This is a genomic window from Plantibacter flavus, from assembly GCF_051487245.1.
GTDB classification, from domain to species: Bacteria; Actinomycetota; Actinomycetes; order Actinomycetales; family Microbacteriaceae; genus Plantibacter; species Plantibacter flavus_B.
Genome location: NZ_JAHVDH010000003.1, coordinates 507,645 through 533,812, shown reverse-complemented (window position 1 = coordinate 533,812; position 26,168 = coordinate 507,645). Strand labels below are relative to the sequence as shown.

Genomic DNA, 26,168 nt, shown 5'->3' with positions numbered 1-26,168 from the left:
CCGGTGGTGGCGGCACGCACCCGCCGGCGGCACGGCGTACTCGGGACGGACGACGACGCGCCGGTGGTGGTGGCGGCACGCACCGGCCGGCGGCACGGCGTACTCGGGACGGACGACGACGCGCCCAGGGGGGCGACCCCTGCTCGCCGACGACGACACCACGGCATCCGAACCCGTATCGCTGGTGGTAGCCTGCTCATCGCCTTCGTCGTGTCGTTGTTCGCCGGACTCGTGATCAACGCGCAGCTCGAACGCATCGTGCGGGACGGTACCGTCCAGGCGCTCCGGAGCGACGGTGCCCAGTACGTGTTCGCTCTGCAGGCGCGTCCGGACGAGCCGTTGCAGGGCCCAGGGCTCGGCACCCGGATCGCCGTCGTCGCCCCCGACGGGTCGATCCCGGTGTTCAGCCTGCCGACGACGCTCGCAGCGCAGATCCCGGCGCTCGCCGTCCGGGAGGGGGTGTCGACCGCCGACGCCGGCGGTGCCACCTACATCCTGTTGTCGCAGCCGGTGAGCGTCGCCGGGGAGACCTGGTACGTCGTCGCCGGGCGTGACGAGGCCGAGGAGACGACCGTGCTCGTCCAGATGCGGTTGCTGCTCATCGGCTCCTTCGCGCTGCTGGTACTCGGCATCGGTGCCGGTGGGTGGGTGCTCGCGACGGTGTCGCTCCGGCCGGTGACCCGGCTGCGGGTGAGCGCGCAGAGCCTCAGTGAACGATCGACGGCCGAGCTGCTGCCGGTGGGGCGCGCCGATGACGAGATCGCGCAGCTTGCGATCACCCTCAACCACCTCATCGAACGGTTGCGTGCCTCAGCCGAACGCGAGCGGCAGCTGGTGTCGGACGCCAGCCACGAACTGCGGACGCCGCTCGCGATCCTCCGTACCCAGCTCGAACTCGCCCGTCTCGAGGACTCCTCGCGTGAGCAGCTGCTGACCGACATCGAAGGGGCCGAACGGAGTGCGACGAGACTCTCGGCACTCGTGACGTCACTGCTGGAGTTGTCACGGATAGAGGCCGCCACGCCGCCGCCGCTCACCTCGGCAGCAGCGCTCGACGCGGGGGTGCTCGAGGCCGTGGAACGGGCGCGATTCCGCGCGGGTGCGGGTGCGGGTGCAGGTTCACACTCGGGCTCGGGCTCGGGCTCGGTCTCGGGCGGGCGTGATGTCGACGTGCGCATCGATCACGTGGCGTCGCTCGTCGGTGACGGGCTCGGCGCCGGGTACGCGGTCCATGCCGACGACTACGGCCGCATCGTCGACAACCTCACCGGCAACGCGCTGCAGGCGATCGCGGAGCGAGCGGGGACTGCCGACCGCGACTGGGTTCCGGAGTTGATCGTGTCACTCGTCGAGGGAGACGGGATGCTGGTGCTCCGGGTGTCCGACACGGGTGGCGGGCTCGATCCGGCGTTCGAGTCGCGGGCGTTCGAACGGTTCAGCCGGCCCGACGCGACGCGTGCGGCGGGTCATGGTGCGGGCCTCGGGTTGGCGATCGTCGCGGCCATCGTGCGGAACGCGGGTGGCACGATCGAGCTCCGCAACCGTCCCGGCGTCGGCCTGGAGGTCGTCGTGACCCTCCCGGCCGTGCCCGCGCTCGACGCACCCTCTCGTGTGGTCGGTTCCTGATTCAGGAAGCGCTCGGCGCGCCGCGCTGGAGTCGGGCCGACACGCCGCGAGCGTCCTGAGTCGGGAACACGACGAGCCCGATGAAACGACTCAGCGCGTGCGAGAATGAGCCAGCCCGACCGCGAATCAGCCCAGGATCGTGACGGTCCGAGGCGAGCCGACGAGGGGGCAGTGTGAGCGCGAGTGTGAAGGACGTGGCCGCGAGGGCCGGCGTCTCCGTCGGCACCGTGTCGAACGTGCTGAACCGTCCGGAGAAGGTCTCGCCGGAAACGGTCGACCGGGTGCACGCGGCGATCGACGAACTCGGCTTCGTCCGCAACGACGCCGCTCGCCAGCTTCGCGCGGGTCGCAGTCGGAGCATCGGTCTCGTCGTCCTCGACGTCGGCAACCCGTTCTTCACCGACGTCGCCAGGGGTGCGGAGGACCGCGCCGATCACGATGGTCTGTCGATCCTGCTCGGCAACAGCGATGAGAGCGTGAGTCGTGAGCGGGCGTACCTCGACCTCTTCGAGGAGCAACGTGTCGCGGGCGTCCTCATCACCCCGCTCGGCGACGATCTCTCCCGCCTCGCTCGACTCCGCGACCGAGGGACGCCGACCGTGCTCGTCGATCGCCAGACCGAGGATGCGAGCTTCTCCTCGGTGGCGGTGGACGACGTCGCGGGCGGGCGGCTCGCCGTCGACCACCTCATCGGGCTCGGTCGCCGGCGCATCGCGTTCGTGGGTGGGCCTTCGGCGCTGCGTCAGGTCGTCGACCGGCTGGCGGGAGCGACTGAAGCGGTGGAGGACGCCGTCGGTCGTGGCGTCGACGTCCAGCTCGAGCTCGTGTCGACCGAGGCGCTGACGGTGCTCGAAGGGCGGTCGGCCGGCGAGCGCCTGCGTGACCGCGCACGTGACGCCTGGCCGGATGCCGTGTTCGCGGCCAACGACCTCCTCGCGATGGGGGTGCTGCAGGCGTTCAGCATGCTCGGCACCGTGCGGGTGCCGGAGGACATCGCCCTGATCGGGTACGACGACATCGATTTCGCGTCCGCAGCCGTCGTGCCGCTGTCGTCGATCCGCCAGCCGAGCGCGCTCATCGGTACCACCGCCGTGGAGCTCCTCCTCCGCGAGGCGGCTGGAGGCCCCGGAACGGAGCCGGAACAGGTCGTCTTTCAGCCGGAGCTCGTCGTCCGTCAGTCGACTGCGGGCTTCGCCCGCGACTGAGTGCGGCGCCCACGCGGCCCACGCAGCGACGAGTTCGACGCCGACGCCGACGCAGACGACGTCCGTCGGGTTCCGGGTGGCGATCGTGGCACGATGCCCGCGAGCAGCATGCTCGCACGGTGGTCTGCAGCGTGTTCACAGCAGACGCCAAGTGGAGGTTCCTCTCAGCGTCGCCGACGTAGGGTTGCCGTTTCGCCCCCTCGGATCGGTTCACCGGTCGACCGCGGTCATCGAGGTGTGGCGCACCGAGCATGAACCGAGCGCGCCCCCGACGCGACCGAGACCCAGGACGGTACCCGATGACCCGCAAGACTCCCTCGCGCGATCTCGCGCGCCAGCAGCCCGCCGCTGCCCCCGCTCCCGAGCGCGTCGCCCCACGCGCCGGTGGTCGACATGTCGCGCTCAGCCCGCGTGCCGCCCGTCGTGCGGCCCGCCTCGACGATGCGCAATGGGCGGCGTCGGCGGCCGAGGAGCGACGCCACGTCGACCTCGTCCCGGTCACGCCACCGGAGGCTTCGCGCGCGAAGCGTTCGTTCGCGAAGCGGGCCAAGCCGTTCGCGACGTTCGGTGTCATGACGCTCGCGACGGGACTGTTCGTCTCCGTCTCGATGCCGGCCGCCGCAGCAGGGCTCGACGTCGACGCCGCGACCGGCGGGGCGATCCCGTCCGCCGCCACGATGCAGTCCGTCTCGTACGCGGTGCCGTCGACCGCAGCCGACGTCCCCTTCGTGCGGGACGGCTACGCGGCGACCAGCCAGGAGGAGCTCGACGCGTCCGCCGCCGCGGCCGTGTCTGCCGCTGCCGCCGCTGCAGCGTCCGAGACATCCTCCTCCGCCTCGTCCGCTTCCTCCGCGACGTTCGCCGCCCCGGCTGTGGCCCGGTCGGGCGAGGCGATCCTCTCGTACGCGTCGCAGTTCGTCGGCGTCGTCCCCTACGGCAACGGCAACGACCCGTCCGACAGTTTCTCGTGCGACGGATTCGTGCAGTACGTGTTCGCCGCGTTCGGCGTGTCCCTGCCACGCGGTGCCGGCGCGCAGGCGGCGTCCGGCGTGCAGATCTCGGCATCTGAGGCCGTCGCCGGTGACCTCCTCTACTGGGGCGAGGGTCACATCGCGATCTACGACGGTGCGGGCGGCATGTACGACTCGCCCGACTGGGGTCGATACGTGCAGCATCGCCTGAGCATCTGGGGCGACCCGGTGTACATCCGGATCCCCTAGGCGGCAGGCTCACTGAGTCGCCCGGAAGTGTCTGATTCAGCCGCGAAAATGCACAATTCCGGGCGACTCAGCAAGCGGTGACGGTTAGCTTGGAGGGATGACGAGCGACTCCCGCAGCTTCGAGACCGCACTCGGCACGATCGTGGGGCGTGTCGAGGGCGACGTGGTGCGCGCGCTCGGTGTTCCATACGCCCGTGCGGGTCGCTTCGAGGTGCCGGTGCCCACCACCCTGCCGGTCGGCGAGGACGGAGTCGCCGTCTTCCGCGCCTTCGACCGCGCGCCGGCATCGCCGCAACGCACCTCCCGTGTGCTGGCAGCCGTCCTCGAAGGGGCCGGCGACGGCATGGTCGACTCGGAGGACTGCCAGGCGCTCTCGATCACCCTCCCGGCCGACCTCGCCCCCGGCGAACAGGTGCCGGTGATGGTGTGGATCCACGGCGGCGCGTACGTGACGGGCGCGGGCGACCTCGACCTCTACGACCCGAGCGCACTCGTCGCGGAGCAGCGCGTCGTCGTCGTGTCGGTCACCTACCGCCTGGGGATCCTCGGGTTCCTCGGCGACGGTGAGACGATCCCAGCGAACCTCGGCCTCCTCGACCTCATCCTCGCCGTGCGCTGGGTGCACGAGCACATCGCGGCGTTCGGCGGAGACCCCGGATCGGTGACGCTGTTCGGGCAGTCTGCCGGCGGTGACGCGATCGCCCACCTGATGATCAGTGCAGGCGCTGAGGGCCTCTTCCAGCGCGTCATCGTGCAGAGCGCACCACTCGGGATCAGCAGCGGTCGGGCTCGGATGGCGCGGGCGATGATGCAGGCGGCCGGGACGCCGACGCCGGAGACGCCCATCGTCGAGTTGCTGGCACTGCAGGAGCAGGTCGAGCGAGCGGCGCGGCGTTTCGGTCTCCGTGGCGGGATGGCGTTCGGGACGCAATACGGGCACCCGCCGCTGCCCCTGGAGTCTGACCGCGATGCCGCTTGGCGTGAGGCTGCCTCGCGCATCGACGTCCTCATCGGTTCCACGACGGAGGAGACGCGCCTGTACGTGCCGCTCATCCCCGTGTTCGCGAGGGCCACGGCTCTGCCGCTCGTCGGTCGCGGGATCCGGAACGCGCTCGTCGGTTCCACGACGCATCTCACCTACACACGCGATGCGAAGGCGTTCGTGCAGCGGCACCGGGCGGCCGGTGGCCGGGCGACACGCTACGAGCTGAGCTGGGCGCCGACCGGGAGCCCGTTCGGGGCCTCCCACGTCACGGACCTGCCGTTGTTGCTCGGCTCCGAACGCTCCTGGGGTCGCACGGCGCTCATCGGCACGAGCACCTGGGAGGAGGTCGACCGTCGTGGTCGCTTCCTGCGGCAACTCTGGGCGGACTTCGCGCGGCGTGGTGACCTCCCGGCCGATGCGACGGCGGGCCTCACCGACACGATCACCCTGGACCGCGGCTCCGTCGCGCGCTGAGTCGCCCGAAACCGTCCGATTTCGCCGGGAAATCGCACCGTTTCGGGCGACTCAGGCCGCACAGGCGCTCAGGCGCTCAGTAGCCACCGGCGGCGACGAGTTCGAGGCAGGTGCGTGCATGCGCGCGGGAGGCGGGCTCGGTGGGGGCGGACGTGAGGCCGAGGAGTCTGCGCCGGTGCGGTTCGCCGAGCAGGAGGGTGTAGAGCGGCTCTGCCAGTGTGCCGACGTGGGTCGCGAGGAACGCGATCGAGCGCGCAGGCCCTGCGGCGTAGAACGCTGCCGCCACCTCGGGGAAGCGCGGCGATTCCGCGATGACGAGGCGGTGCAGCGCGATGGAGACGTCTGCGTGGAGGGCGAAGACGAGGCGGGTGGTCGCGTCCTCGAGGCTCGCCTCGGACTCGTCGCCACCCTCGGCATCGACCGCGAGGAGATAGCCGTGCTGGCGTTCGACGGCCGCCGTGAGGACGCCGGCGAGGTCGCCGAACCAGGCGTAGATCGTGCGTTTCGTGACGCCGGCGTCGGCAGCGATCGCCTCGATGCTGGTCGCGCCGTAGCCGTCGTCCGTGAACCGGGCGATGGCGGCGTCGAGGATCGCGTCGCGGCGTCGGTCGCGTTCGGCCGCTGTGGGTCTGCCTCGCTTGGTGTCCATGCTGTAATGATACGGTGTCGTTTCATTGTGGCGCACACGACGAAGGGAGTGACCATGACGAGGATCCTGCATGTGGCGATCGTGGACGACTGGGAGGCCAGTCGCCCGTTCGGCGAGTACGAGGTGTCGACGAGGGCGGTGCCGTTCATCGACGCCGGGTTCGTGCATGCGACGACCGCCGACGGACTCCGTGCCGTGCTCGACGACGTCTACGACTCGCTCCACCTGCCGCTGGTCTTGGTTGTTCTGGATGTCGACGAACTCCAAGCCGCCGGCCTCGAGGTCACCCTCGACCCGGCCCCACGCGTGCACGCTCCACTCCCCACCGACGGAACAGCGATCGTCGCAGAACTCCCGCTCGACCGCGACGCGTCCGGCGCGTGGCAGGTGCCGCCGGCGCTCGCCGCCCTGCTCGACTGAGGTGAGTCTGGGCGCTACCCGAGCGCCGGCTTGATGTCGCGGACGATCGCCTCGAGGATGCGGGCGTTGAACTCGACGCCGAGCTGGTTCGGCACCGTCACGAGGACGGTGTCGGCGGCCTGGACTGCGGCGTCTGCGGCGAGCTCCTCGGCGATCCGGTCCGGTTCGCCGATGAAGCTGCGACCGAAACGGGCGAGTCCGCCGTCGAGATGCCCGACCTGGTCCTTCGAGTCGGCCTGCGCGCGGAGTCCGAAGGAGTGGCGGGTCTCGTCGTCGATGAGGGGGAGGATGCTGCGGCTGACCGAGACGCGTGGCGTCCAGTCATGGCCCGCTTCCGCCCAGGCGGCGCGGAACATCGCGATCTGCTCCGCCTGCAGCTCGTCGAACGGCACCCCGGTGTCCTCGGTGAGGAGCGTCGAGGACATGAGGTTCATGCCCTGCTCGGCCGTCCACAGCGCGGTCTGCCGACTGCCGGCGCCCCACCAGATGCGCTGGCCGAGGCCGGGGGACTGCGGCTGGATCGCGAGCAGTCCGTTGGTCCCGGTCATCTGCGGGTTCGCGCGTGCGACACCGGCGCCGGCGATCGCCGCTCGGAACACCTCGGTGTGGGCGCGCGCCACATCGGCATCGGTCTCGTCGTCGCCCGGTGCGTAGCCGAACGACTCAGAACCGCGCAGCGCGGTCTCGGGTGATCCCCGGCTCACGCCGAGCTGCAGTCGCCCGTCGCTGATGAGGTCGGTGGCCGCAGCTTCCTCCGCCATGTACAGCGGGTTCTCGTAGCGCATGTCGATGACGCCCGTGCCGAGCTCGATCCGCGACGTCTTCGCCGCCATCGCGGCCAGGAGCGGGAACGGCGAGGCGAGCTGCCGCGCGAAGTGGTGCACGCGCACGTACGCGCCGTCGACACCGACCTCTTCGGCCGCCACGGCGAGCTCGATGCTCTGCACGAGGGCATCGCGGCCGGTCCGCACCTGCGAACCCGGAACATCCTGCCAGTGTCCGAAGGACAAGAACCCGATCTTCTTCACGTCGGTTACAGCGTCGCGGAGACCTGTTCTATTCCTCTGAATGGACCCGATGCATCCGAGTCCGTCCGGACCTCGAAACGGTGCGTGCCGCTCGTGACCGACACCACTTCGGCCCCTGTCCTGTTGCGAGCGCGATGTCGCGCAGACGGTCTTGCTCCCGGTGCAGCACGCCGCGCCGAGCTTCGAGCTGGACGACGTCGAGGCCGCTGACCACGAACCCACGTTCGGCGCTCTGCAGGGTTCGGTGCGCGGCGCAACCCCTCCTGGCCTCCGCCTGGACCGACGTACGGTGGCGGCATGAGCACTGAAGCAGAGCACACGAACGCAGACGACGCCACGACCGAGGACGTGCTCGGTGCGCGCGGGGACGGGTCGTCGACGAGCGCGAGCAAGGACCCTGAGGACTGGGTCACGGGCGACGAGCCCATGACCGGCCCGCAGCGCAGCTACCTCGACACCCTCGCCCGGGAGGCCGGTGAGGAGTTGCCCGGCGACCTGAGCAAGGCGCAGGCGTCCGAGCACATCGACCGCCTGCAGGACAAGACGGGTCGCGGGCAGTAGGGCGGGCTCCGGTTTCGCCGGCCGGGTCCCTGAGCTTGCCCGGTTTCCTGGGTGTGCCGAAGGACCCGCTCCGCGTTCACTCCGCCATGTCGAGTTCGACGAGATACCCGACGACGCGGTGGTGCAGACCCTCCGGCGGCTCAGCGTGCGCGTCGTTCGTCGCGTCCGTGGCCGGCTGTCGGACGCCGGCGATCGGCGTGAACCGCGGCTCACCGGCGACCGGTTCCACTGAGGTGATCCACTCGGATCGTGAGCCGCCGATCGCGACCACTCCGTTTCCGAAATCGAAGCGCGGAAGGTCGGTGCCGCCGTCCGGTCGTGGTGGTCGCCGGACCCGCGTGGCCAGGTGCGGTGTCGCAACGCTCGACACGCCCCTGACCGTGCCCGACCAACGCTGGTCGCCGCCCTCCTCGTGGTGGGACTCGACGGCGGCGACCTCGGATGCTGCAGCGCCGAGGTACTCGGCCAGCCAGTCGGGCGGCGGGCTTGTCACGGCGAAGTCCATGGTGTCACCGGGCCTGAACGGCTCTCCGCAGCAATCCCATTCCCAGGAGTTCAGCCAGATCCGTCGAATCGCCATCCCTCGACGATAGAGCGTGGCGCCCTTCGACAAGCTCAGGGACCGGTGTGGGACAGGGGCCGGCCGGTGTGGGACAGGGGCCGGTGTGAGGTCAGGACCGGTGTGAGGCAGGAGCAGTCGGTCGGGGAACGAGTGCAGCTCCAGTCGACCGCGCGGGCAGCGGCGCGCGGAGATTCACCCGACGCCGGCGAGTTCCGGAGTGGTCTGATGGTGTCGGCCGTCGGGTGCGCGCCAGTCGAGGTCACCGTTTCCGGTGTGGGTGAGCTCCCATCCGGGGAGGTGTTTGAGGCGGTGATGATGTCGGCAGAGGCACGCGAGATTTCCGACAGCTGTCGTGCCGCCCTTCGCCCATGCGACTGAGTGGTCGAGGTCGCAGGCCCGAGCTCGCCTGCCGCACCCGGGTGCCCGACACGTGGCGTCTCGGAGGCGGACCGCGCGCTGCAGGTCGGCCGGGACGCGGTACTGCTCCCTGCCGACCGACAGGACAGCCCCCGTTTCCGGGTGGGTGAGGACTCGCGTCATGGACGGTGCGGCCGCCGTGAGTCGCGCGGCGGTGTCGGGGTCGATCGGGCCGTAGCCGTCGAGTGTGGCTGGCTCGTCGGTGACCCCGAGCACGCTGAGTGCCGGCACCATGATCTGCACCGTGGCGCGGATGTGGGCTTCGACCGCGACCGGGCGCTCGACGAGCGCTCCGGGGTCGGTCGAGCCGTCGTCAGCCGTCACGACACCCGCGACACCCAACGACACGAACGCGTCCGCACGGAGCTGGCTGAGCGTGCGGTCGTCGCCGGCGGCCCGAGCCGCAGCCGCCACGGTGTCGAGTCGTTCGTGGATGCCGTGCGCGATGGCAGCCGTGGTGAAGAGGTGCAGCCACGCCATGCCGTCGGCCGCTGCCTCGATCTCGACCCGGCGGTCGGCGGCGGAGCGGACGGTACGCGCCCTGATCGACTCGGGGTGGAGGCGTTCCCGCGCGACTCGCGCGCGCTGCTTGAGGCGCGCGGGCGTCGAGCGTTCCGCGATGGGAAGGATGTGTTCGAGGAACCTCGCACGACCCTCGGTGGGGACGCCGTGCAGCTGATCGGTGATGACGCGGGCATGCCCGAGAGCGATCCTCGCCCGCTCCAGGGCGTCGAGCACGGCCGGGGCGCGGTGCACGAGGTCTTCGGCATCACCGATCCGCCGCTGCATGGTCTGCTCGGACGCGCGCGTCGCCATCGACAGCGATGCGCACAGCGAACGTCGGGCAAGCTCCTCGCGTTCAGTGGGGGAGTGGATCTCCGGCACGATCGCGCTCGCCGTGGCGGCGGCGAAGGCAGCCGCTTCGGCCAGCAACCGGGCCTCCCTGGCGTCGAGCGCCGCACGCTCGGCCTCGAGCTCGACCAGGCGATCGCTGAACGAGGCCAGACGCGCGGCGAAGACCTCGTGAGGGTGCTCGCTCGCGACGGTCCGTTCGTGCATGGTTCCACCCAACCATGGACCACTGACATTCGAGATGGTCAGGTGGCGGTGCTGCTCAGACCGCGAGCAGGACGACCCCGCCCACCACGACCGATGCCGCGGCGATCCGCCATCCGGGGCGTCCCTCTCGCAGGACGAACACGCCGAACAACGCGACCAGGATCACGCTGATCTCGCGCATCGGGGCGACGAGGGCGACCGGCGCCATGGTGATCGCCGCGAGCACGAGGATGTACGACATCGGCGAGAGCACGCCGAACGCCAGCAGACGCGCCCAATGCCGCCGGAGGACCGAGAGGAGTTCGCGGTGACGTCGTCCGAGCGCCGCCGAGTACATCGGGATCTCGATGAGCGTGCAGCCCACCATGAAGGCCACCGGCGACAGCTCCCAGGTGCGCACGGCGTGTGCGTCCCAGATCGTGTAGGTGGCGATGGCGACGCCAGTGAGCAGTCCCCACAGCACGCCGGGATCGATGCGGCGACGGCTGGAGGCGGACACATGCATGCCACCGCCGGTGCCCCGGTCGACGAGCCCCACCGCGATGACGCCGACGAGGATGGCGGCGACGCCGACCAGCGCGATCGCGGACGGCCGTTCGCCGAGCAGGATGACGGCCACCACCACGCTGATCGTGGGGCCGGTGCCCCGCGCGGTCGTGTACACGGTCGAGAGCCGTCCAGTCGCGTAGCCCCGTTGCAGCACGAGCATGTAGACGACGTGGACGACCGCCGAGACCCCCGTGCCGAGGAGGAATCCGGCCACGTCATCGGTGCCCAGGCCCCCGGTGAACGGGATGGCGCCCGCCCAGAGGACGGTGCTCACCACGGCACCCCACCAGAGGAACGGCAGGCCGACCCGGCTCACGCCGTGGGCGAGCACATTCCAGGCGGCGTGGCAGACGGCGGCGCTGAGGACGAGGACGATGGCGAGTGACGACACGGGGACCCTTCTACCGGTCGCGGGCGCGACGGCAGGGTCCTCCGGGCTTTTGTCCTGTCAGATGACGGCCGTCGACTGGGCTCCGACCGTGGCGCCGCTCGGACCAGGCGAGCACTGCTGCTCCGGAACCCTAGGCGCTATCGAGATCGACGGTAGCAGAAGCCGTTCACACGGGGAACCGCCGGGTCACGGTTCGAGCTGTCGTCGCATCAGGTAGTTGGTGAGCTTGATTCCACGCCGAACGGGGTGCTGCTCCGCTTCGACGACGAACCCGTGGTGCTCGAAGAACGGTCGAGCGGTGATGCTCACGTCGGCCGAGAGGTGGATGGTGCCCGCCGCACGCGCTCGTCGCTCCGCCTCCGCGATCAGTTCACTCGCCACGCCCTGTCGGAGGAAGCGCGGCGACACGAACATCATGTCGATGTACCCGCTGGAGTCGACGTCGGAGAAGCCGGCCAACGCGCCGTCGATGGTGGCGACGAAGGAATCCCGTGCTGCCATGGAGACGTTCCAACTCGGAGCATCGCGCTCACGAGGCGCGGCCCACGCTTCGACCTGTTCCGTCGAATAATCCGCTGACGCCGTCTCTGTGATCGCCGCGAGGAAGATCGCGAGCGTGCCAGCGGCATCCGCCTCCGTATACGGCCGGAGCGCGATCCGATGCGCCACGCCGCTACCTCGTCTGCGCGATGATCGCCTCGGCGACCGTCTGTGCGCCATCGCCGGAGTTCACGGCGTACAGGGTGTCTCCCACGGTGAAGAAGAGCGGAGAGCGCGGGCCGTCCTCACGCCGTGCGAGGAGCGCGCGTTCGCCGTCCACGGCACCCTCGAGGTCGATGGATTCCAGGGCCGCCCGGATGTCTGGCGTCGCGGCAAGCCCGTCGATGATCGACGCCGCGCCCCGCAGGACGAGGATGTCGGTCGAGCCGAAGCCCTCCGCGAACAGTTCACAGGTGAAGGCGCCGAGTCGGGCGCTCACCGCATCGGCCAGGTCCTCGACCGGCTTCGTCCGCGGGTCGATGAGGGTGTAGCTCGTTGTCGCGTCGCCGTAGCCGAGTGCGCTCACGATCCCCGACTCGTCGAGCCCACCGTCGCACCTCGCATCACCGTCGCGGACGGGGAGTGCAGGCCATGCGAGCTGCGCTGCCGACGCCGACTCCACCGTCGTGAAGGCCGATTCCGCCGCCGTCGCGAGGTTGTCGAGGACCTCGCCGGTCGGTGTGCCCTCGAACCGGCTCCCGGAGCTGGTGAGACCTGAGGACGTGATGCCCAGGCCGACCCATGCAGACCCGACCGGTGCGGACACCCGCCAGCCGGTCTCGCCCGCCGTCGTCGAGGCTTCGACACCGGCGATGGTGCGGGTCTCGTCCGACGGGGTGTCGCCCGCGTACGGTGCCACCCAGTCTCCAGCAGCGTCCGGGAGGATCCGAATGGTCAGGTAGGCCCAGTCGCCGCCTCCGGAGCCGATGAACTGCTGGCCCTCGCCGACACGCCAGGAGCAGGCCAGGCCGCCGGCCGCGGCGAGGGACGCCAGGTCGAGCGCGTCGGACGGTTCCACCGCTTCGGCGACGTCGGCCGGTTCGGCAGCGAGCACCGCCGCCACGGTGTCCTGCGTCACGAGGTCGTCGCACACGAGCGGTGCCGACGATGACGGGGTGTTCGATGCGCTCGTGCCGGGCGATGCGCCGGGCGACGACATCGAGGCGCATGACGTCGTCAGCACCGCCATCGTGATCATCAGTGCGCCAACACCGAACGAACGTCTTCCCGCACCCCTGAATCGCATGCTCCGAGACTATCGATGCGGCTGGCGGAGATCGTGGAGGCGGCTGCCGACGGGGACACCGGCATCCTCCCGCGACCTACTTCGCCGTCAGCGGGGTGATCGACCGGCTCGCCGCGACGGTCTCGCCGTTCTTGCTCCCGCCGATGACCTTGCCCTCGTTGCGGTTGTAGACGAGGTCGTACTCGCTGACGTCGTCGGAGAGCCACGCGCCGATCCAGCCCGTCTGCGACTCGCCGGCGGGAACGGCCTGCAGCGGCGTGTAGCCGGCGGCGGTCATCGCGGTCACGAGCTCCTTCGGGTTGCCCATGCCGAGGGTGATGTAGTCGAGGTTGCCGTCGCGCCTGGTGATGGAGGCGACGGAGGGGTGGACGCTGCCGCCGTAGACGTCGCCGGCCTCGAGCTCCACCTTGATGAGCACCGGGTGCAGACCTGCCGTTGAGCCCTCCGGGGCGGGGAAGTCGGTCACGATCGCGAGCGGGGTCACCCTGGTCCCGTCGATCTCGTCCTCGAGGGTGGTCTCGACGACCGGGGTGCTCGGCGGCTCGGAAACCGTCGGCGTCGACGATGCGGAGGGAGACGCCGCCCCGGCGCCGGTCGACACCGATGCGCATCCTCCGAGAGCCAGCGCGGAGATCGCGAGGACGGCGGCGAGTGAGGTTCTGGTCGATGTCGAGCGCATGCCGCCATCCTGTCATCGGCCCGGCGGTGATGCCGATGGGGAGGACTCCCCAGGGATGGCCGAGCCTTCCGGAGCGCGCTCGCCGGGTAGGGTGGTCGGACGTCGGAGCCTCGCGCTCCATTCTCGGGGGAGATCGATCATGACGTTCCGTGCTGGCCTGGTGCCGATCATCCTGGCCGTCATGTGCGTGACGGGTTGTACGGCCACAGGGTCGCCAGGGGGAGGCGACTCCGACCCGCCACCCGCGACGTCGACGACGGCGCCGTCCGAGGCCGCGATCGCGTTGACCTGCGGCGGGGTCGCGATCATCGAGACGAACCTCCAGGAGGCGCGGTCGAACCTGGCCGACGGGTCCATCGACGACGCTGCTTGGGCGTTCGCCGTCAACAACGTCGTCCTCGACTACCGCGGCATGCAGACCTTCGGTACGTGGGGACTTCGCGACGAGATCGCCGAGATGAACGCCTTCCTGGCGAACCAGGAGGTGCTGCCCTCAGGGGCGTTGTTCGATCCCGATGGTCGTGAGTACTCCGAGCACGTGGAGTCGTTCAGAGCCGCTTGTGAGGACAACGCCACGCCGATCGTGGTCTTCGCGCGCGGCGGTTGACGCTTGAGCGCTGCCGTGAGCGTACGACTGCGACGCGCGGTCGGTCTCCGTCCGACGGTCACCCCTGGTCGTCGCGCAGGGAACGGATCATGCTCCTGAGGATGCCGAGCGCAGCAGACTGCTCATCCGGTGTCATCCCGCCCAGCATGCGCACCTCGACGCCGCGGACGGCCGCGCTCGCCGCCTCGAGGCTGCGTCGCCCGAGTGGCGTGAGCCGGGTCGGGAGTGCCTTGCCGACCGTGGCCTCCGTCGCCCTCGTGACGATGCCGTCCCGTTCCAGCGACTGCAGCAGGACGTTCATCGACTGCCGGGTCACGAACGCCCCTCGCGCGAGTTCGGAGTTGGATAGCCCGGGGCGCTGTGCCAGCAACTCCAGGCACGAGTAGTGCGTCACGGTCATCCCGAGTGGTCGAAGGACCTCCTCCATGGCGATGCGCAGCGCGCTCGACGCCTCCTTGAGGAGATAGCCGAGCGACGTCTCGAGATGGATCCCGCCTTGACTCATGTCAGTAGTCTGACATAGCTTGGTGCATGTCAGAAAACTGACATACCCCCGAAGGAGCTCCACATGCCGGTCACCGGTCCCGATTTCATCTCCCTCCAGGTCAGCGACCTCGACGCGTCCCAGGCCTTCTACGAGCAGTACCTCGGCCTCGTGCGGTCGCCCGCCGGCCCTCCGCACGCCGTGGTCTTCCAGACCGAACCCATCGCCTTCGCCCTGCGCGACATCGTGCCGGGCACCGACCTCGCCTCCGGCGAGCACCCGGGCGTCGGAGCCGCGATCTGGTTGCACGCCACCGACGTCCAGGACATCCACGACGCGCTCGTCGCCGACGGACACCCGATCGCCTCCGCGCCCATCGACGGTCCCTTCGGTCGCACCTTCACCCTCACCGACCCGGACGGCTACCGGATCACCCTCCACGACCGCACCTGAGACGGGAGGACGGTCACTCGCCGTCAGTGCTCACCCCGTCGCACTGTCCAGAACCGACCGTTCGCGGGCTCGGACGAGGCGAGGGAGGGCAGGGAGCGGAGGCGGACGGCGAAGGTGGTCTCGACGACGGGAACTCGGTAGCGGTCAGGGAGTGCGGGGCTGCACGAAGCACTGCCGAGCCCCTGCTGGCCGTGGTCCAGGTTGACGCAGCCGCCCTCCGCCGAGTGGAAGGTGCAGAACCTCGTCCAGGACGGCGTCTGTCGCTGGGCCCCGTCCGCACTCCCGCCCTCGGGCGATCCCCTGCTCCCAGTCAGCGTGACGATGTGGTGGGACGACTCTCTCGGTGACGAGTCGCGAACCGCGAGGGTGAATGTCACGTCCTGGTCCGATGCGGTGGCCGGGTCTCCGTCGGGGGACCGGCCGCCGTCAGACGGGGCGACCCGCCTGCGTCGTCCGCGTGCGGATCCGGTACAGCGACGTGGACGAGGTGATGTAGAGCGTGCGTCCGTCCTCGCCTCCGAAACACACGTTCGCCGTGCGCTCCGGGACGGGGATGCGCAGGAGCGTCCGGCCCTCCTCATCGAACACCTGGACACCGTCGCCGGCCGAGGACCACACGCGTCCCTCCTCGTCGACCCGGAAGCCGTCGGAGGCCGGAACGTCCGTGCGAGCGAAGGTCCGCCCCGCGGTGTCGCCGCCCCGGACCGAGAGGCCGTCGGAGGCGACGTCGTAGGCCGCGATCCGCAGGGTCTCCTCGCCCGCCTCCCCGCCCGTGTCGGAGACGTAGAGGAGTGACTCGTCGCGGGAGAACGCGAGCCCGTTCGGGGCGACGAGCCCCGTGATCACGGGCTCGACGCCACCGGTGCCCGGATCGAACCGGAAGACGAAGCACCCGCCGTACTCGCGCTCACCCGGGTGCCCCTCGCGGCCGCTCGGGTCGATGCCGTAGGCCGGGTCGGTGAACCAGATCGACCCGTCCGAATGCACGACCACGTCGTTCGGCGAGTTGAACCGACCACCCGCCCAACGGTCGACGAGGGTCACCGGGCCGTTCGGTCCCTCGATCTCGACGGCGCGGCGCCCATGACTGCACTGGACGACGCGCCCCTCGCGGTCGACGGTGCGGCCGTTCGTGTACTCCGCACCGTCGCGGAACACGGTCGTCTCACCGCTCGCCTCGTCGAACTCGAGGATGCGGTCGTTCGGGATGTCGCTCCAGCGCACCCGCCCGGTCTCGGCGATCCAAGCCGGCCCCTCGCTCCACACCGCACCGGTCCACAGCCGTTCGACCTCCGCGCCGTCAGCCAGCAGTCCAATCCAACGTCCGTCGTCCATTCCTCCACCCTAGCCAGCTCGCGAACGGGCGCGCGTGAACGGTGCGCGACCCCGCTGACTCGCCGGAAGCGACCGTCCGCGGGCTAGGACGAGGTGGAGGAGGAGCCCAGGTTACGGGCGCTCGGGCGGGTGACGGGAGGTTCGACGACGGACTCCAGGAACGACCAGGCGTCGAGGCGCCAGCGGTCACCGACCACGTCGATCGCCTCGATCCGGAAGGGCGGCGTGAGGATCGCGTCCCAGTCGACCGAGTCGAGCACGCGGCGCGGGATCATCTCGTCGACGTAGGGGGCTTCACGCTCAGGATCGGGGGCGACCTCGGGGGCGTCCTCGTCGACGAGCACCTCGATGCGGTCGATCATCGCGTCGTCGAACTCCTGCATGCGCGTCACGAGGGTGTGGTGTTCGTCGGCCTCCAGGGACTCGACCAGCTCCACGAGGTAGGCCCGCCCCGGGTAGGCGTCTTCGGGCACATCAACGATGTTGTACCGGCCGTCGTCGGAGATCCACATGGTGCAACGCTAGCCTGTCGCGGCTGGAGGTCGGGCGAGAATCGGCGAGGTGCTCAGCCCGCCTGCGTCGGGTGCGCGGGCAGCGCGGCCGCTGGACGGACGAGCGCCGTCCTGTCGGGTTCTGTGAAGCCGAACTGTTCGTACAGGCCGTGGGCGTCGCTCGTGAACAGTGTCCAGCGGAAGTGCGGCCCAGGGCCGTCGTCGATCATCGCCTGCACGATCCGCTTGCCCAGCCCGTTTCCGCGGTGCGCTTCGAGCACCACGACGTCCGCGAGGTAGGCGAAACCGACACCGTCCGACACCGCACGTGCGAAGCCGACCTGCTCACCGGTCTCCTCCTCGTACACGCCGATGACTCGCCACGCGTCGTCGATCTGCGCCTCGACGTCCTCGCGCGAACGCCACTTGGCCCAGTACACCTCGCGCAGAGCGCCCCACACGACCTCTCGGTCGATCCGGTCACGGGAGTCGTCGACCACGTAGTTCATGGTTTCCAGCCTAGGACGCGCCGTGCGTTCCGCGATCGTGGCTGAAGGTCCGCTGTCATCCTCCGCAACGTCGGAATAGGTGTCCGGCGGACTCGCTTAGCGTCAAGTGCGGTACACCGCTGAACAGAACCCTTGGAGGATCATCAGATGACTCACACGCGTACGAACCTCGGCACGTCCGACCTGTCCGTCTTCCCGCTCAACCTGGGCGGGAACGTCTTTGGGTGGACGGCCGACCGGCAGACCTCGTTCGACATCCTCGACGCCTTCGTGGCCGGCGGCGGCAACTTCATCGACACCGCCGACGGCTACTCCGCCTGGGTCCCCGGGAACACCGGTGGCGACTCCGAACGCCTCATCGGTGAGTGGCAGGAGCTGCGCGGCAACCGCGACGACCTCGTCATCGCGACGAAGGTCAGCCAGCACCCCGACTTCCTGGGGCTCGCGGCCGACAACATCCTGAAGGCGGCCGATGCATCGCTCGAGCGTCTCCGCACCGACCGCATCGACCTCTACTACGCGCACTTCGACGACGAGACCGTCCCGCTCGAGGAGACCGTCACGGCACTGTCGTCGCTCGTCGACGCCGGCAAGGTCCGGTACCTCGGCATCTCCAACTACACGGCGGCCCGCATCGCCGAGTGGTTCGAAATCGCGGATGCGAAGGGTCTGCATCGTCCGGTCGCGCTGCAGCCGCACTACAACCTCGTCGAGCGCGAGTTCGAGGGGGAGCTGCGCACCATCGCCGAGCGCGAGCAGCTCGCGGTCCTCCCCTACTTCTCGCTCGCGAAGGGCTTCCTCACGGGCAAGTACCGCGACGGCGTCGATGTCGACAGCGTGCGTGCCGAAGGTGCCCAGGCGTACCTCGCCGAGCACGCCGCACTGCTGCCCGTCCTCGACGAGGTGGCCGCAGCGCACGGTGTCTCGGTCGCGACCGTGTCGCTCGCCTGGCTGCGCTCACAGCCGACGGTCGCCGCGCCCATCGCGAGTGCCCGCACCGTCCAGCAGCTGCCCGACCTCCTCGCCTCGGCCACGCTCGAGCTCACCGAGGCAGAGCTCACGGCCCTGACCGACGCGTCCGTCGCGGTCCCCGCCTCCGCCTGATCGTTCCGCAACACCCACTCGCCCGGATATGCACGGTTTCCCGCCGAAACCGTGCGTATTCGGGCGATTCAGTGGGGTGATTACTGGTGTGCTGCGAGCGGCAGCGCCAAGGTCGCCGCCAGCAACGCCAATAAGGCGAGGATCGTCGCGGCGATTCCGAGTCCGAGCACGGAGCGGGTCAGTCGATCCGACGCGGTGGACCATCGGCGTCCGCAGAGTACCGCACCGATCCCGGCCCCAATGAACGCCAGCGGGATCGCGAGTGACACGGCTGCCAGTGCGACCGTCGCGGACCCGAGGACGCGCAGTCTGTTCGTGTGTGACGTGTGATCAGTCGCCGCGGCAGATCTCTTCACGCGAATGTCCTCCCGGTCGCGCCTTCACGTGAGCGCATCTGAGCGTGTCATATACCAGCCTGACTCTCTCGGCGGCGCCGTATGGCTGGCGCGGGCGGGTCCTGGCCCTGAGTGTGTCGAAGCGCGGACCTCGACAGGCTCGGCGACCGCGATGAGTTCGTCTCCGCACGAACCTCCTGCGACCGCGCGCGATACACGCCGGGCCGTGATCACGCCAGGCCACCTGCCGGAAACACCCCGGCAACATGGCCCTGTGTAGAGTCGGGCCATGGGTGATCTGTTCAACGGATACGGCGGCACGCTGGCCCCGCGCAAGACGGCGAGCGGTGTTCCCGCATTCGACGAGATGTTCGGCGAAGCGGCGGAGCACGCAGGCGGGGCGACCGCCAGGCGGGCGTACCAGGAGATCTACAACTCGCTCGCGCGCATGACGCAGGAGGAGCTCCGCGGACGCACCGACGCCCTCGCCAGCTCCTACCTTGCGCAAGGTGTCACGTTCGACTTCGCGGGTGAGGAACGGCCGTTCCCCCTCGACGCCGTCCCGCGCGTGATCGAGCAGAAGGAGTGGACGCAGGTCGAGGCCGGCATCAAGCAGCGTGTCAAGGCGCTCGAGGCCTTCCTCGCCGACGTCTACGGCCCGCAGCTCGCCGTCCGCGACGGCGTCATCCCCGCCAAGCTCATCTCCTCCTCCTCGCACTTCCACCGGCAGGCCTACGGCATCCAGAGCGCGAACGGGGTGCGCATCCAGGTGTCCGGCATCGACCTGATCCGTGACGAGCACGGGCAGATGCGCGTGCTCGAAGACAACGTGCGAGTGCCGTCGGGCGTCTCCTACGTCATCTCCAACCGCCGCGTCATGGCGCAGACGCTCCCCGAGCTCTTCGTCTCGATGCGTGTGCGACCCGTCGGCGACTACCCGAACAAGCTCCTGCAGGCACTCCGCGCCTCGGCCCCGCCCGGCGTCGAAGACCCCAACGTCGTCGTGCTGACCCCCGGCGTCTACAACTCCGCCTACTTCGAGCACACCCTGCTCGCCCGACTCATGGGCGTCGAACTCGTCGAGGGACGGGACCTCTTCTGCTCCGGCGGCAAGGTCTTCATGCGGACGACCGCGGGCCCGACCCGGGTCGACGTCATCTACCGCCGGGTCGACGACGAATTCCTCGACCCGCTGGCGTTCCGCGCCGACTCCATGCTCGGTTCGCCGGGCCTGATGCTCGCCGCACGCCTCGGCAACGTGACGATCGCCAACGCGGTCGGCAACGGGGTCGCGGACGACAAGCTCGTCTACACGTACCTGCCCGACCTCATCAAGTACTACCTCGCCGAAGACGCGATCCTCCCGAACGTCGACACGTGGCGTCTCGAGGATCCGCTGGCTCTCGAGGAGGTGCTCGACCGGCTCGACGAACTCGTCATCAAGCCCGTCGACGGCTCAGGGGGCAAGGGACTCGTCGTGGGACCCGACGCCTCCAAGGAGGAGCTGGCGACCCTCAAATCGAAGCTGCAGGAGGACCCGCGAGGCTGGATCGCACAGCCGGTCGTCATGCTGTCGACCATCCCGACCCTCGTCGAGGACGGTATGCGCCCACGCCACGCCGACCTGCGGCCGTTTGCGGTCAACGACGGCAACGACGTCTGGGTGCTGCCCGGTGGGCTCACCCGCGTCGCGCTCCCCGAGGGGCAGCTCGTCGTGAACTCCAGCCAGGGCGGCGGCTCGAAGGACACCTGGGTCGTCGGTCGCGCCTACGACCCGAACGCAGCCCCGGAGGCCTCCTCGCACGACATCCAGGGTCTCGTCGCCGAGCAGGCGACGAGCGAGACGACGTCGATCCCGATCATCTACGACCACGGGACGACGCCGGAGCACTCGCCGCAGGACCGACCGGCCGGGAACCAGGATCAGCAGGAGCAGCAGCAGCAGCAGCAGGCGCTGGCGCAGACGACGGAGGACGCATCATGCTGAGCCGCATCGCCGAGAGCCTGTTCTGGATCGGCCGCTACATCGAGCGCAGCGACGGAACCGCGCGCATCCTCGACGTCCACCTGCAGCTCCTGCTCGAGGACCCGTGGATCGACGAAGACACCGCCTGTCGTTCACTCCTGTCCGTCATGGGCAGCGACGCGCCGGCCGACCAGGAGCTCACGCGTCAGGACGTCCTCGCGCAGCTCGCCGTCGACCGCACGCACCCCGCGTCGATCGCGTACTCGCTCGGTGCCGCCCGTGAGAACGCGCGGCGTGCCCGTGAGATCGTGTCGACTGAGCTGTGGGAGTGCCTCAACACGACGCGCGCCCGCATGCCGCGGCGTGTGGCGAGCGACAAGGTCCACGAGTTCTTCGGCTGGGTGCGTGAGCGCTCGGCTCTTGCCGTCGGCATCGTCGACTCCGCGACGAGCCGGGACGACGCCTGGCGCTTCTTCACCCTCGGTCGCAGCCTGGAACGCGCCGACATGACCGCCAGGCTCCTCGCCACCCGGTCGTTGACCGAGGCGAGCGGGCCGTCCTGGACGACGATCCTCCGTTCGTGCGGCGCATACGAGGCCTACCTGCGCACCTACCGCGGCATGCCGAGCGCCAAGAACGCCGCGGAGTTCCTGCTCCTCGACCAGCTCTTCCCGCGCTCGGTGATGTTCTCCATCAGTCGTGCCGAGGAGTGCATGCGCGACCTCGAACCGCGTCGCGGTCGCGTCGGTACCGTGGATTCGGCGCAGCGTCTGCTCGGGCAGATCCGCAGCGACCTCGAGTACCGACCGATCCAGGACACGCTCGTCGACCTGCCCGGCCGGATGGACGCCGTGCAGAACGTCACGAGCCAGGTGTCGGAGGCCATCCGCGAACGCTACTTCCCCACTCATGCGGTGCCCGCGTGGATTGGAGAGAACTCATGAGCTGCGTGACCAAGACTGATGGGTGCTTCGCAGGTGTGCGATGCGACACCGCGTGGATCGGAGAGAACTCATGAGCTGCGTGACCAGGAGTGCTGGGTGCTTCGCAGGTGTTCGATGCGACACCGCATGGATCGGAGAGAACTCATGAGCTGCGTGACCAAGACTGATGGGTGCTTCGCAGGTGTTCGATGCGACACCGCGTGGATCGGAGAGAAGTCATGACCCGCCTCCACATCAAGCACAGCACGGGGTTCTCCTACGGTGGCAAGGTGAACGCGTCGTACAACGAGGCCCGCATGCTGCCCGTGACGACCGAGGACCAGTACGTCCTGTACTCGCACATCGACATCCACCCGGGGGCTTCGCAGTCGACCTACACCGACTACTGGGGCATGAAGGTGTCGGCGTTCGAGGTGCTCACCCCGCACGAGGAGCTGTCGCTCACGGCGACGAGTCTCGTCGAGGTGCGTCCGCGCCAACACGAGCCGCACCCCACCGGTTGGGAGCAGCTCGACATCGCCACGCAGGCAGCGGTCACGCGGGTGGAGCACCTGGAGCAGACGCGTCGGACGACCCCGCCGGAGGACCTCGTCGAGCTCGCCCGGTCGATCGCCGACCAGCATGAGAACCCGTGCGATGCGGCGATGGCGATCAGCCGTGAGATCGGCGAGCAGATGGACTACGTGCAGGGTGTCACGAGCGTGTACTCGACGGCGGCCGAGGCATGGGCGAACCGGAAGGGCGTCTGTCAGGACATCACCCACATCGTGCTCGGTGCCCTGCGTTCGGTCGGTATCCCCGCCCGCTACGTGTCGGGGTATCTGCACCCGAAGCCAAACGCGGCGATCGGTGAGACGGTGGTCGGCGAGTCGCACGCCTGGGTCGAGTGGTTCTGCGGCGACTGGCGCGGCTTCGACCCGACCAACATGGTCGATGTCGGTGAGCGTCACGTGCTCATCGGTCGTGGTCGTGACTACGGCGACGTCTCGCCCCTCCGCGGCGTGTACGCCGGTCCGTACCGTTCGAAGCTCTTCGTGACGGTGGAGATCACCCGCGAGGCCTGACCTGTTGCCTCGGCCAGCGCGGTGCGCCGGCGGCCAGCGACCCGCGCTCGGTCCGGCGCATCGCGCTGACCGTAGGATCAAGGGCATGCAGACCGAGACGGACGCCCCGGCCCACGCATCGCTCAAACTGATCCCGGCGATGCTGCTCGCAGCGTCGGCCCTCTGCCTCTTCGGGTTCATGCAGCCGCTCGCCGGGTACCCGCTGCTCGTCGCGTCGCTCGTCACCGCCGTCATCATCGACCGGGAGCTCGCGAAGGACCTGCTGCTCATCGGGATCGGCATCGGCATCGTGTCGACGACGTCCGTTGAAGCCGACGTCTCCTGGCCGAGCTTCCTCCGCATCGGCACGGTACTGCTCCTCGCGGTCGCCGTCCCGCTCCTCATCGACCGCTTCGTCTACCGCCGGAAGGCGATCACCTTCCCCTGGCGCAGCCGCGAGAAGAAGACGAAGGGCGAGATCGCCTACCTGTTCGCCGTCCCGCTGCTCGGTTGGGCGATCCTCCCGTTCTACTTCATCCGCTCGGGCGCCTACCAGAACTGGCCCGACATCACCGACGCCTCGGAACTCGGCCGCTTCTTCGTCGGGGTCAACGCCGTCGGCACCTGGGACGAGCTGTTCTTCATCTGCACCTGCTTCGCCCTGCTGCGGCGACACTTCCCGGTGTGGCAGGCGAACCTGCTGCAGGCGGTCATCTTCGTGTCGTTCCTGTGGGAGCTCGGCTACCGTTCCTGGGGTCCGCTGCTCACGTTCCCGTTCGCGCTCCTGCAGGGCTACCTGTTCTCGAAGACGCGCTCGCTCGGGTACGTCCTCGCCGTGCACCTGTTGTTCGACGCGATCGTGTTTCTCGCGATCGTCCACGCGCACAATCCGGACTGGATCCCGATCTTCATCTACTGAGGTCGCGCTCCTGCGCTGAGTTGCCCAGGAATGTCCGAAATCCGGCGATTTCGGCACACTTTCGGGCGACTCAGCGCCCGGCGTCGGGCTTCGTCGCGGCGCCGTCGAGCCACAACTCGGTCGACTCGTCGCGGTGGACGCCATCGGTGCCGACGTGCTTCTCGCTGATGGTCGGACCGTTCTTGATCACGTGGACGATCGCCATGCCGTGCCCGCGGCCGAGCTCGTAGTCGTCCTTCAGCCATTCGAGGATCTCGCCGGCCTTCGTCGATGCGTCGTAACCGCGCGCGTGGGCGAGGTCGACGATGGCGCGGGGCGTCTGCCCGGTCTTCTTCTCGACGGCGTCGAGATAGGCCTGGAATGACATGAGATGCTCCCGTCCTCGGTGATTGCTCCATCGTAGCCAGCGGCTCGTCGTGCCGGAATGGTCGTTCGGACACACGTCCGGCGACCGTTCAGGGCGAACGAAGTCCCACACCCTAGGCTGGGGCGATGGATCGCCCCGTCAGGACCCCCGCCACCTTCGCGCTCTCCGTGGTGGCCGACCTCGTCGCCGTCATCGTGTTCGTGATCATCGGCCGCGCGAGCCATGGTGAGGGCATCCTCGGACTCCTCAACACGCTTTGGCCGTTCGCCGTCGGCCTGCTGATCGGCCACATGCTGGCACTCGTGCTGGGTCAACGCGAGACGACGTCGAACCGCTGGGCCGGCGTCGTCGTCTGGGTGTCGACCGTCGTCGTCGGGATGCTGCTCCGCATCGTCGCAGGGCAGGGCGTGCAGCTGAGCTTCGTCATCGTGACGGTGCTGGTGCTCGGCGCGTTCCTCCTCGGCTGGAGGTTCGTCCTCTGGATCGTGCGCCGGACCCGAGCCCGAACCTAGCCTCTCGCCACCGACCGCGGCCTCCGGCGGATCGGAGTCGTGATCGAGTCCGACCGTCGGTCCGTGGTGCAGCGAGCTAGCGGACGGTGGTCGGCTGAGCCTCAGGAGTGAGTGACTCGATCATCGACGGGTCCGCCGGCGTCGTCATCCGCGGAGCCGCAGCGCGCTTGGGCAGCGGGATCGGCGAGGTGAGCGCGATCTGCTCGGAGAAGTCCTCCGGTGTCACCGGGGCGACCACGCCGTCGTGCGTGAACTGCAGCCGCCAGCGGGAGTCGGGTGCGACCTGCAGGCGCAGGTGGTGACGGACGATGCCGTACGCGAGCCCGATGCCGCACGCGACGAAGCCCGCGAGCGCCCCGAGCCCCAGCGCCCACCGTGGGCCGAGGGTGTTCGCCACCCAACCGACGATGGGTGCGCCGATCGGGGTGCCGCCCATGAGGATCGCCATGTACAGCGCCATCACGCGACCGCGGACGGCAGCATGGGTGCTCGTCTGCACGAGCCCGTTGGCCGTGGTCAGCAGGGTGACGGTGGAGAACCCGACGAGGATCAGCACGGCCGCGAAGGACCAGTAGCTCGGCATGAACGCCGCTGTCAGCGCTGCGACACCGAAGAGCCCGGCCGCACCGACGATGAGCCGCATCCGCGCCTGTGCCCGCTGCGCGGCGAGCAGTGCGCCCGTCAGCGAACCGATCGCGAGCACCGACGAGAGGATGCCGTACTCGCCGGCGCCCTTGCCGAACTCCACCGCCATCGTCGACGCGAAGATCGGGAAGTTCATGCCGAACGCACCCATCAGGAACACGATCACGAAGATCACGAGCAGATCGGGGCGCCCGCGCACGTACCGGAAGCCCTCCACGAACTGGCCGCGGGCACGGGAGGCTCTCGGCGCTCGCCGCAGCTGGCCGGTGCGGAGTGCGAGCAGGGCGCCGATGACGGCGAGGAAGGTGAACCCGTTGACGACGAAGACCCAGCCGGAGCCGATCGCGACGATGAGGAGGCCGGCGATGGCGGGCCCGATCATGCGTGCTGCGTTGAACGAGGCGGAGTTCAGGGCGACGGCGTTCGACATGTTGTGCTCGTCGACGAGTTCGGAGACGAAGGTCTGCCGTGCGGGGCCGTCGACGGCGTTGATGATGCCGAGGGCGAGCGCGAAGAGGTACATGTGCCACAGCTCGGCGTGGCCGAAGATGAGCAGGGCGCCGAGGGCGAGGGCCAGGAGCATGAGGCTCGACTGGGTGATGATCAGGATCTTGCGCTTGTCGAACCGGTCGGCGATGAGTCCGGTGATGGGGACGAGCAGGAGCTGCGGGCCGAACTGCAGGGCCATCGTCGCTCCGACGGCCACGGCGTCGTTGTCGGTGAGGTCGGTCAGGACGACCCAGTTCTGGGTGGTGGCCTGCATCCACGCGCCGACGTTCGAGACGAGCGCGCCGATGAACCAGATGCGGTAGTTGGTACTGGACAGGGATCTGAACATGGCAC

The 26,168-nt window shown here is 69.4% G+C and carries 29 protein-coding genes; 14 read left to right on the top strand and 15 right to left on the bottom strand.

Annotation, left to right across the window (positions count from 1 at the left end):
- Positions 1-6: 6 nt before the first annotated feature.
- The 4 genes from KXS11_RS09685 (at position 7) to KXS11_RS09670 (ending at position 5,510) form a co-directional block, all read left to right on the top strand.
- The gene (locus tag KXS11_RS09685; protein WP_437385358.1) at positions 7-1,626 is read left to right on the top strand and encodes a sensor histidine kinase; all 1,620 of its coding nucleotides are present in this window, start codon (positions 7-9) and stop codon (positions 1,624-1,626) included.
- Positions 1,627-1,799: 173 nt separating this feature from the next.
- Positions 1,800-2,831 carry a LacI family DNA-binding transcriptional regulator gene (locus KXS11_RS09680; protein ID WP_437385357.1) on the top strand — a complete coding sequence of 344 codons (1,032 nt, stop codon included), beginning with the start codon at positions 1,800-1,802 and terminating at the stop codon, positions 2,829-2,831.
- A gap of 299 nt (positions 2,832-3,130) precedes the next feature.
- On the top strand, positions 3,131-4,051 hold the full coding sequence (locus KXS11_RS09675; protein ID WP_437385356.1) for a C40 family peptidase: 921 nt from the start codon (positions 3,131-3,133) through the stop codon (positions 4,049-4,051).
- Positions 4,052-4,148: 97 nt separating this feature from the next.
- Positions 4,149-5,510, top strand: a complete 1,362-nt coding sequence (locus KXS11_RS09670) for a carboxylesterase family protein (RefSeq protein WP_437385355.1) — start codon at positions 4,149-4,151, stop codon at positions 5,508-5,510.
- A 76-nt stretch (positions 5,511-5,586) separates the two neighbouring features.
- Here KXS11_RS09670 and KXS11_RS09665 read toward each other — a convergent pair whose 3' ends face one another.
- Positions 5,587-6,159, bottom strand: a complete 573-nt coding sequence (locus KXS11_RS09665) for a TetR/AcrR family transcriptional regulator (RefSeq protein ID WP_437385354.1) — start codon at positions 6,157-6,159, stop codon at positions 5,587-5,589.
- A 54-nt stretch (positions 6,160-6,213) separates the two neighbouring features.
- Between KXS11_RS09665 and KXS11_RS09660 the strand changes: the two genes are divergently transcribed.
- Positions 6,214-6,579: a DUF952 domain-containing protein gene (locus tag KXS11_RS09660; RefSeq protein WP_437385353.1), complete on the top strand. Its 366-nt coding sequence runs from the start codon at positions 6,214-6,216 to the stop codon at positions 6,577-6,579.
- 14 nt (positions 6,580-6,593) lie between these two features.
- Here KXS11_RS09660 and KXS11_RS09655 read toward each other — a convergent pair whose 3' ends face one another.
- A complete protein-coding gene (locus KXS11_RS09655) occupies positions 6,594-7,607 on the bottom strand; it encodes an LLM class flavin-dependent oxidoreductase (RefSeq protein WP_437385352.1) in 1,014 nt (337 codons plus the stop codon).
- 297 nt (positions 7,608-7,904) lie between these two features.
- Between KXS11_RS09655 and KXS11_RS09650 the strand changes: the two genes are divergently transcribed.
- The gene (locus KXS11_RS09650) at positions 7,905-8,168 is read left to right on the top strand and encodes a DUF3072 domain-containing protein (protein ID WP_437385351.1); all 264 of its coding nucleotides are present in this window, start codon (positions 7,905-7,907) and stop codon (positions 8,166-8,168) included.
- A 76-nt stretch (positions 8,169-8,244) separates the two neighbouring features.
- On the opposite strand, the gene KXS11_RS09645 is transcribed toward KXS11_RS09650, so the two are convergent.
- The 6 genes from KXS11_RS09645 to KXS11_RS09620 form a co-directional block, all read right to left on the bottom strand.
- A complete protein-coding gene (locus KXS11_RS09645; protein ID WP_437385350.1) occupies positions 8,245-8,748 on the bottom strand; it encodes a DUF6578 domain-containing protein in 504 nt (167 codons plus the stop codon).
- A gap of 174 nt (positions 8,749-8,922) precedes the next feature.
- Positions 8,923-10,206, bottom strand: a complete 1,284-nt coding sequence (locus KXS11_RS09640) for a DUF222 domain-containing protein (protein ID WP_437385349.1) — start codon at positions 10,204-10,206, stop codon at positions 8,923-8,925.
- 55 nt (positions 10,207-10,261) lie between these two features.
- Positions 10,262-11,146, bottom strand: a complete 885-nt coding sequence (locus KXS11_RS09635; protein ID WP_437385348.1) for an EamA family transporter — start codon at positions 11,144-11,146, stop codon at positions 10,262-10,264.
- A gap of 186 nt (positions 11,147-11,332) precedes the next feature.
- Positions 11,333-11,815, bottom strand: a complete 483-nt coding sequence (locus tag KXS11_RS09630) for a GNAT family N-acetyltransferase (protein ID WP_437385347.1) — start codon at positions 11,813-11,815, stop codon at positions 11,333-11,335.
- 4 nt (positions 11,816-11,819) lie between these two features.
- Positions 11,820-12,884, bottom strand: a complete 1,065-nt coding sequence (locus KXS11_RS09625) for a hypothetical protein (protein WP_437385345.1) — start codon at positions 12,882-12,884, stop codon at positions 11,820-11,822.
- Positions 12,885-13,008: 124 nt separating this feature from the next.
- Positions 13,009-13,611: a hypothetical protein gene (locus KXS11_RS09620; protein WP_437385344.1), complete on the bottom strand. Its 603-nt coding sequence runs from the start codon at positions 13,609-13,611 to the stop codon at positions 13,009-13,011.
- 139 nt (positions 13,612-13,750) lie between these two features.
- On the opposite strand from KXS11_RS09620, the gene KXS11_RS09615 reads away from it, so the two are divergent.
- Positions 13,751-14,218 carry a hypothetical protein gene (locus tag KXS11_RS09615; RefSeq protein ID WP_437385343.1) on the top strand — a complete coding sequence of 156 codons (468 nt, stop codon included), beginning with the start codon at positions 13,751-13,753 and terminating at the stop codon, positions 14,216-14,218.
- 58 nt (positions 14,219-14,276) lie between these two features.
- On the opposite strand, the gene KXS11_RS09610 is transcribed toward KXS11_RS09615, so the two are convergent.
- Positions 14,277-14,723, bottom strand: a complete 447-nt coding sequence (locus KXS11_RS09610; protein ID WP_437385342.1) for a MarR family winged helix-turn-helix transcriptional regulator — start codon at positions 14,721-14,723, stop codon at positions 14,277-14,279.
- Positions 14,724-14,786: 63 nt separating this feature from the next.
- Between KXS11_RS09610 and KXS11_RS09605 the strand changes: the two genes are divergently transcribed.
- On the top strand, positions 14,787-15,155 hold the full coding sequence (locus KXS11_RS09605; protein ID WP_437385341.1) for a VOC family protein: 369 nt from the start codon (positions 14,787-14,789) through the stop codon (positions 15,153-15,155).
- A gap of 426 nt (positions 15,156-15,581) precedes the next feature.
- On the opposite strand, the gene KXS11_RS09600 is transcribed toward KXS11_RS09605, so the two are convergent.
- The 3 genes from KXS11_RS09600 to KXS11_RS09590 all read right to left on the bottom strand — a co-directional run bounded on the left by KXS11_RS09600 (position 15,582) and on the right by KXS11_RS09590 (position 17,490).
- Positions 15,582-16,490, bottom strand: a complete 909-nt coding sequence (locus tag KXS11_RS09600) for an SMP-30/gluconolactonase/LRE family protein (protein ID WP_437385340.1) — start codon at positions 16,488-16,490, stop codon at positions 15,582-15,584.
- Between the two features lie 83 nt (positions 16,491-16,573).
- A complete protein-coding gene (locus KXS11_RS09595; protein WP_437385339.1) occupies positions 16,574-17,002 on the bottom strand; it encodes a hypothetical protein in 429 nt (142 codons plus the stop codon).
- Positions 17,003-17,055: 53 nt separating this feature from the next.
- Positions 17,056-17,490, bottom strand: a complete 435-nt coding sequence (locus tag KXS11_RS09590) for a GNAT family N-acetyltransferase (protein ID WP_437385338.1) — start codon at positions 17,488-17,490, stop codon at positions 17,056-17,058.
- 147 nt (positions 17,491-17,637) lie between these two features.
- On the opposite strand from KXS11_RS09590, the gene KXS11_RS09585 reads away from it, so the two are divergent.
- Entirely contained in the window at positions 17,638-18,594 is a 957-nt protein-coding gene (locus KXS11_RS09585) for an aldo/keto reductase (protein WP_437385337.1), read from the top strand.
- A gap of 80 nt (positions 18,595-18,674) precedes the next feature.
- Here KXS11_RS09585 and KXS11_RS09580 read toward each other — a convergent pair whose 3' ends face one another.
- On the bottom strand, positions 18,675-18,950 hold the full coding sequence (locus KXS11_RS09580; RefSeq protein ID WP_437385336.1) for a hypothetical protein: 276 nt from the start codon (positions 18,948-18,950) through the stop codon (positions 18,675-18,677).
- Positions 18,951-19,218: 268 nt separating this feature from the next.
- On the opposite strand from KXS11_RS09580, the gene KXS11_RS09575 reads away from it, so the two are divergent.
- The 4 genes from KXS11_RS09575 to KXS11_RS09560 all read left to right on the top strand — a co-directional run bounded on the left by KXS11_RS09575 (position 19,219) and on the right by KXS11_RS09560 (position 23,801).
- The gene (locus KXS11_RS09575) at positions 19,219-20,916 is read left to right on the top strand and encodes a circularly permuted type 2 ATP-grasp protein (RefSeq protein WP_437385335.1); all 1,698 of its coding nucleotides are present in this window, start codon (positions 19,219-19,221) and stop codon (positions 20,914-20,916) included.
- Positions 20,910-21,839: an alpha-E domain-containing protein gene (locus tag KXS11_RS09570; protein WP_064295753.1), complete on the top strand. Its 930-nt coding sequence runs from the start codon at positions 20,910-20,912 to the stop codon at positions 21,837-21,839. Before KXS11_RS09575 ends, KXS11_RS09570 begins: the two co-directional genes overlap by 7 nt.
- Before the next feature lie 218 nt (positions 21,840-22,057).
- Entirely contained in the window at positions 22,058-22,903 is an 846-nt protein-coding gene (locus KXS11_RS09565; RefSeq protein WP_437385334.1) for a transglutaminase family protein, read from the top strand.
- An 85-nt stretch (positions 22,904-22,988) separates the two neighbouring features.
- Complete coding sequence (locus tag KXS11_RS09560; protein ID WP_437385333.1) at positions 22,989-23,801, top strand: CPBP family intramembrane glutamic endopeptidase; 813 nt, start codon at positions 22,989-22,991, stop codon at positions 23,799-23,801.
- Between the two features lie 70 nt (positions 23,802-23,871).
- On the opposite strand, the gene KXS11_RS09555 is transcribed toward KXS11_RS09560, so the two are convergent.
- A complete protein-coding gene (locus KXS11_RS09555; RefSeq protein ID WP_437385332.1) occupies positions 23,872-24,168 on the bottom strand; it encodes a DUF4287 domain-containing protein in 297 nt (98 codons plus the stop codon).
- A 125-nt stretch (positions 24,169-24,293) separates the two neighbouring features.
- Between KXS11_RS09555 and KXS11_RS09550 the strand changes: the two genes are divergently transcribed.
- Positions 24,294-24,680 carry a DUF3054 domain-containing protein gene (locus KXS11_RS09550; RefSeq protein ID WP_437385331.1) on the top strand — a complete coding sequence of 129 codons (387 nt, stop codon included), beginning with the start codon at positions 24,294-24,296 and terminating at the stop codon, positions 24,678-24,680.
- A gap of 76 nt (positions 24,681-24,756) precedes the next feature.
- Here the strand turns inward: KXS11_RS09550 and KXS11_RS09545 are convergent, their stop codons facing one another.
- Positions 24,757-26,163: an MFS transporter gene (locus KXS11_RS09545; protein WP_437385330.1), complete on the bottom strand. Its 1,407-nt coding sequence runs from the start codon at positions 26,161-26,163 to the stop codon at positions 24,757-24,759.
- Between the last annotated feature and the right edge of the window lie 5 nt (positions 26,164-26,168).

What these genes read in the sequence shown, in the direction of transcription:
- KXS11_RS09660 (WP_437385353.1), top strand. Translation starts at nt 6,214, where the DNA reads ATGACGAGGATCCTGCATGTGGCGATCGTGGACGACTGGGAGGCCAGT.
- KXS11_RS09550 (WP_437385331.1), top strand. Translation starts at nt 24,294, where the DNA reads ATGGATCGCCCCGTCAGGACCCCCGCCACCTTCGCGCTCTCCGTGGTG.
- KXS11_RS09605 (WP_437385341.1), top strand. Translation starts at nt 14,787, where the DNA reads ATGCCGGTCACCGGTCCCGATTTCATCTCCCTCCAGGTCAGCGACCTC.
- KXS11_RS09545 (WP_437385330.1), bottom strand. Translation starts at nt 26,163, where the DNA reads ATGTTCAGATCCCTGTCCAGTACCAACTACCGCATCTGGTTCATCGGC.
- KXS11_RS09600 (WP_437385340.1), bottom strand. Translation starts at nt 16,490, where the DNA reads ATGGACGACGGACGTTGGATTGGACTGCTGGCTGACGGCGCGGAGGTC.
- KXS11_RS09670 (WP_437385355.1), top strand. Translation starts at nt 4,149, where the DNA reads ATGACGAGCGACTCCCGCAGCTTCGAGACCGCACTCGGCACGATCGTG.
- KXS11_RS09640 (WP_437385349.1), bottom strand. Translation starts at nt 10,206, where the DNA reads ATGCACGAACGGACCGTCGCGAGCGAGCACCCTCACGAGGTCTTCGCC.
- KXS11_RS09565 (WP_437385334.1), top strand. Translation starts at nt 22,058, where the DNA reads ATGACCCGCCTCCACATCAAGCACAGCACGGGGTTCTCCTACGGTGGC.
- KXS11_RS09625 (WP_437385345.1), bottom strand. Translation starts at nt 12,884, where the DNA reads ATGATCACGATGGCGGTGCTGACGACGTCATGCGCCTCGATGTCGTCG.
- KXS11_RS09560 (WP_437385333.1), top strand. Translation starts at nt 22,989, where the DNA reads ATGCAGACCGAGACGGACGCCCCGGCCCACGCATCGCTCAAACTGATC.
- KXS11_RS09595 (WP_437385339.1), bottom strand. Translation starts at nt 17,002, where the DNA reads ATGTGGATCTCCGACGACGGCCGGTACAACATCGTTGATGTGCCCGAA.
- KXS11_RS09575 (WP_437385335.1), top strand. Translation starts at nt 19,219, where the DNA reads ATGGGTGATCTGTTCAACGGATACGGCGGCACGCTGGCCCCGCGCAAG.
- KXS11_RS09585 (WP_437385337.1), top strand. Translation starts at nt 17,638, where the DNA reads ATGACTCACACGCGTACGAACCTCGGCACGTCCGACCTGTCCGTCTTC.
- KXS11_RS09555 (WP_437385332.1), bottom strand. Translation starts at nt 24,168, where the DNA reads ATGTCATTCCAGGCCTATCTCGACGCCGTCGAGAAGAAGACCGGGCAG.
- KXS11_RS09570 (WP_064295753.1), top strand. Translation starts at nt 20,910, where the DNA reads ATGCTGAGCCGCATCGCCGAGAGCCTGTTCTGGATCGGCCGCTACATC.
- KXS11_RS09620 (WP_437385344.1), bottom strand. Translation starts at nt 13,611, where the DNA reads ATGCGCTCGACATCGACCAGAACCTCACTCGCCGCCGTCCTCGCGATC.
- KXS11_RS09665 (WP_437385354.1), bottom strand. Translation starts at nt 6,159, where the DNA reads ATGGACACCAAGCGAGGCAGACCCACAGCGGCCGAACGCGACCGACGC.
- KXS11_RS09590 (WP_437385338.1), bottom strand. Translation starts at nt 17,490, where the DNA reads ATGAACTACGTGGTCGACGACTCCCGTGACCGGATCGACCGAGAGGTC.
- KXS11_RS09645 (WP_437385350.1), bottom strand. Translation starts at nt 8,748, where the DNA reads ATGGCGATTCGACGGATCTGGCTGAACTCCTGGGAATGGGATTGCTGC.
- KXS11_RS09675 (WP_437385356.1), top strand. Translation starts at nt 3,131, where the DNA reads ATGACCCGCAAGACTCCCTCGCGCGATCTCGCGCGCCAGCAGCCCGCC.
- KXS11_RS09650 (WP_437385351.1), top strand. Translation starts at nt 7,905, where the DNA reads ATGAGCACTGAAGCAGAGCACACGAACGCAGACGACGCCACGACCGAG.
- KXS11_RS09610 (WP_437385342.1), bottom strand. Translation starts at nt 14,723, where the DNA reads ATGAGTCAAGGCGGGATCCATCTCGAGACGTCGCTCGGCTATCTCCTC.
- KXS11_RS09615 (WP_437385343.1), top strand. Translation starts at nt 13,751, where the DNA reads ATGACGTTCCGTGCTGGCCTGGTGCCGATCATCCTGGCCGTCATGTGC.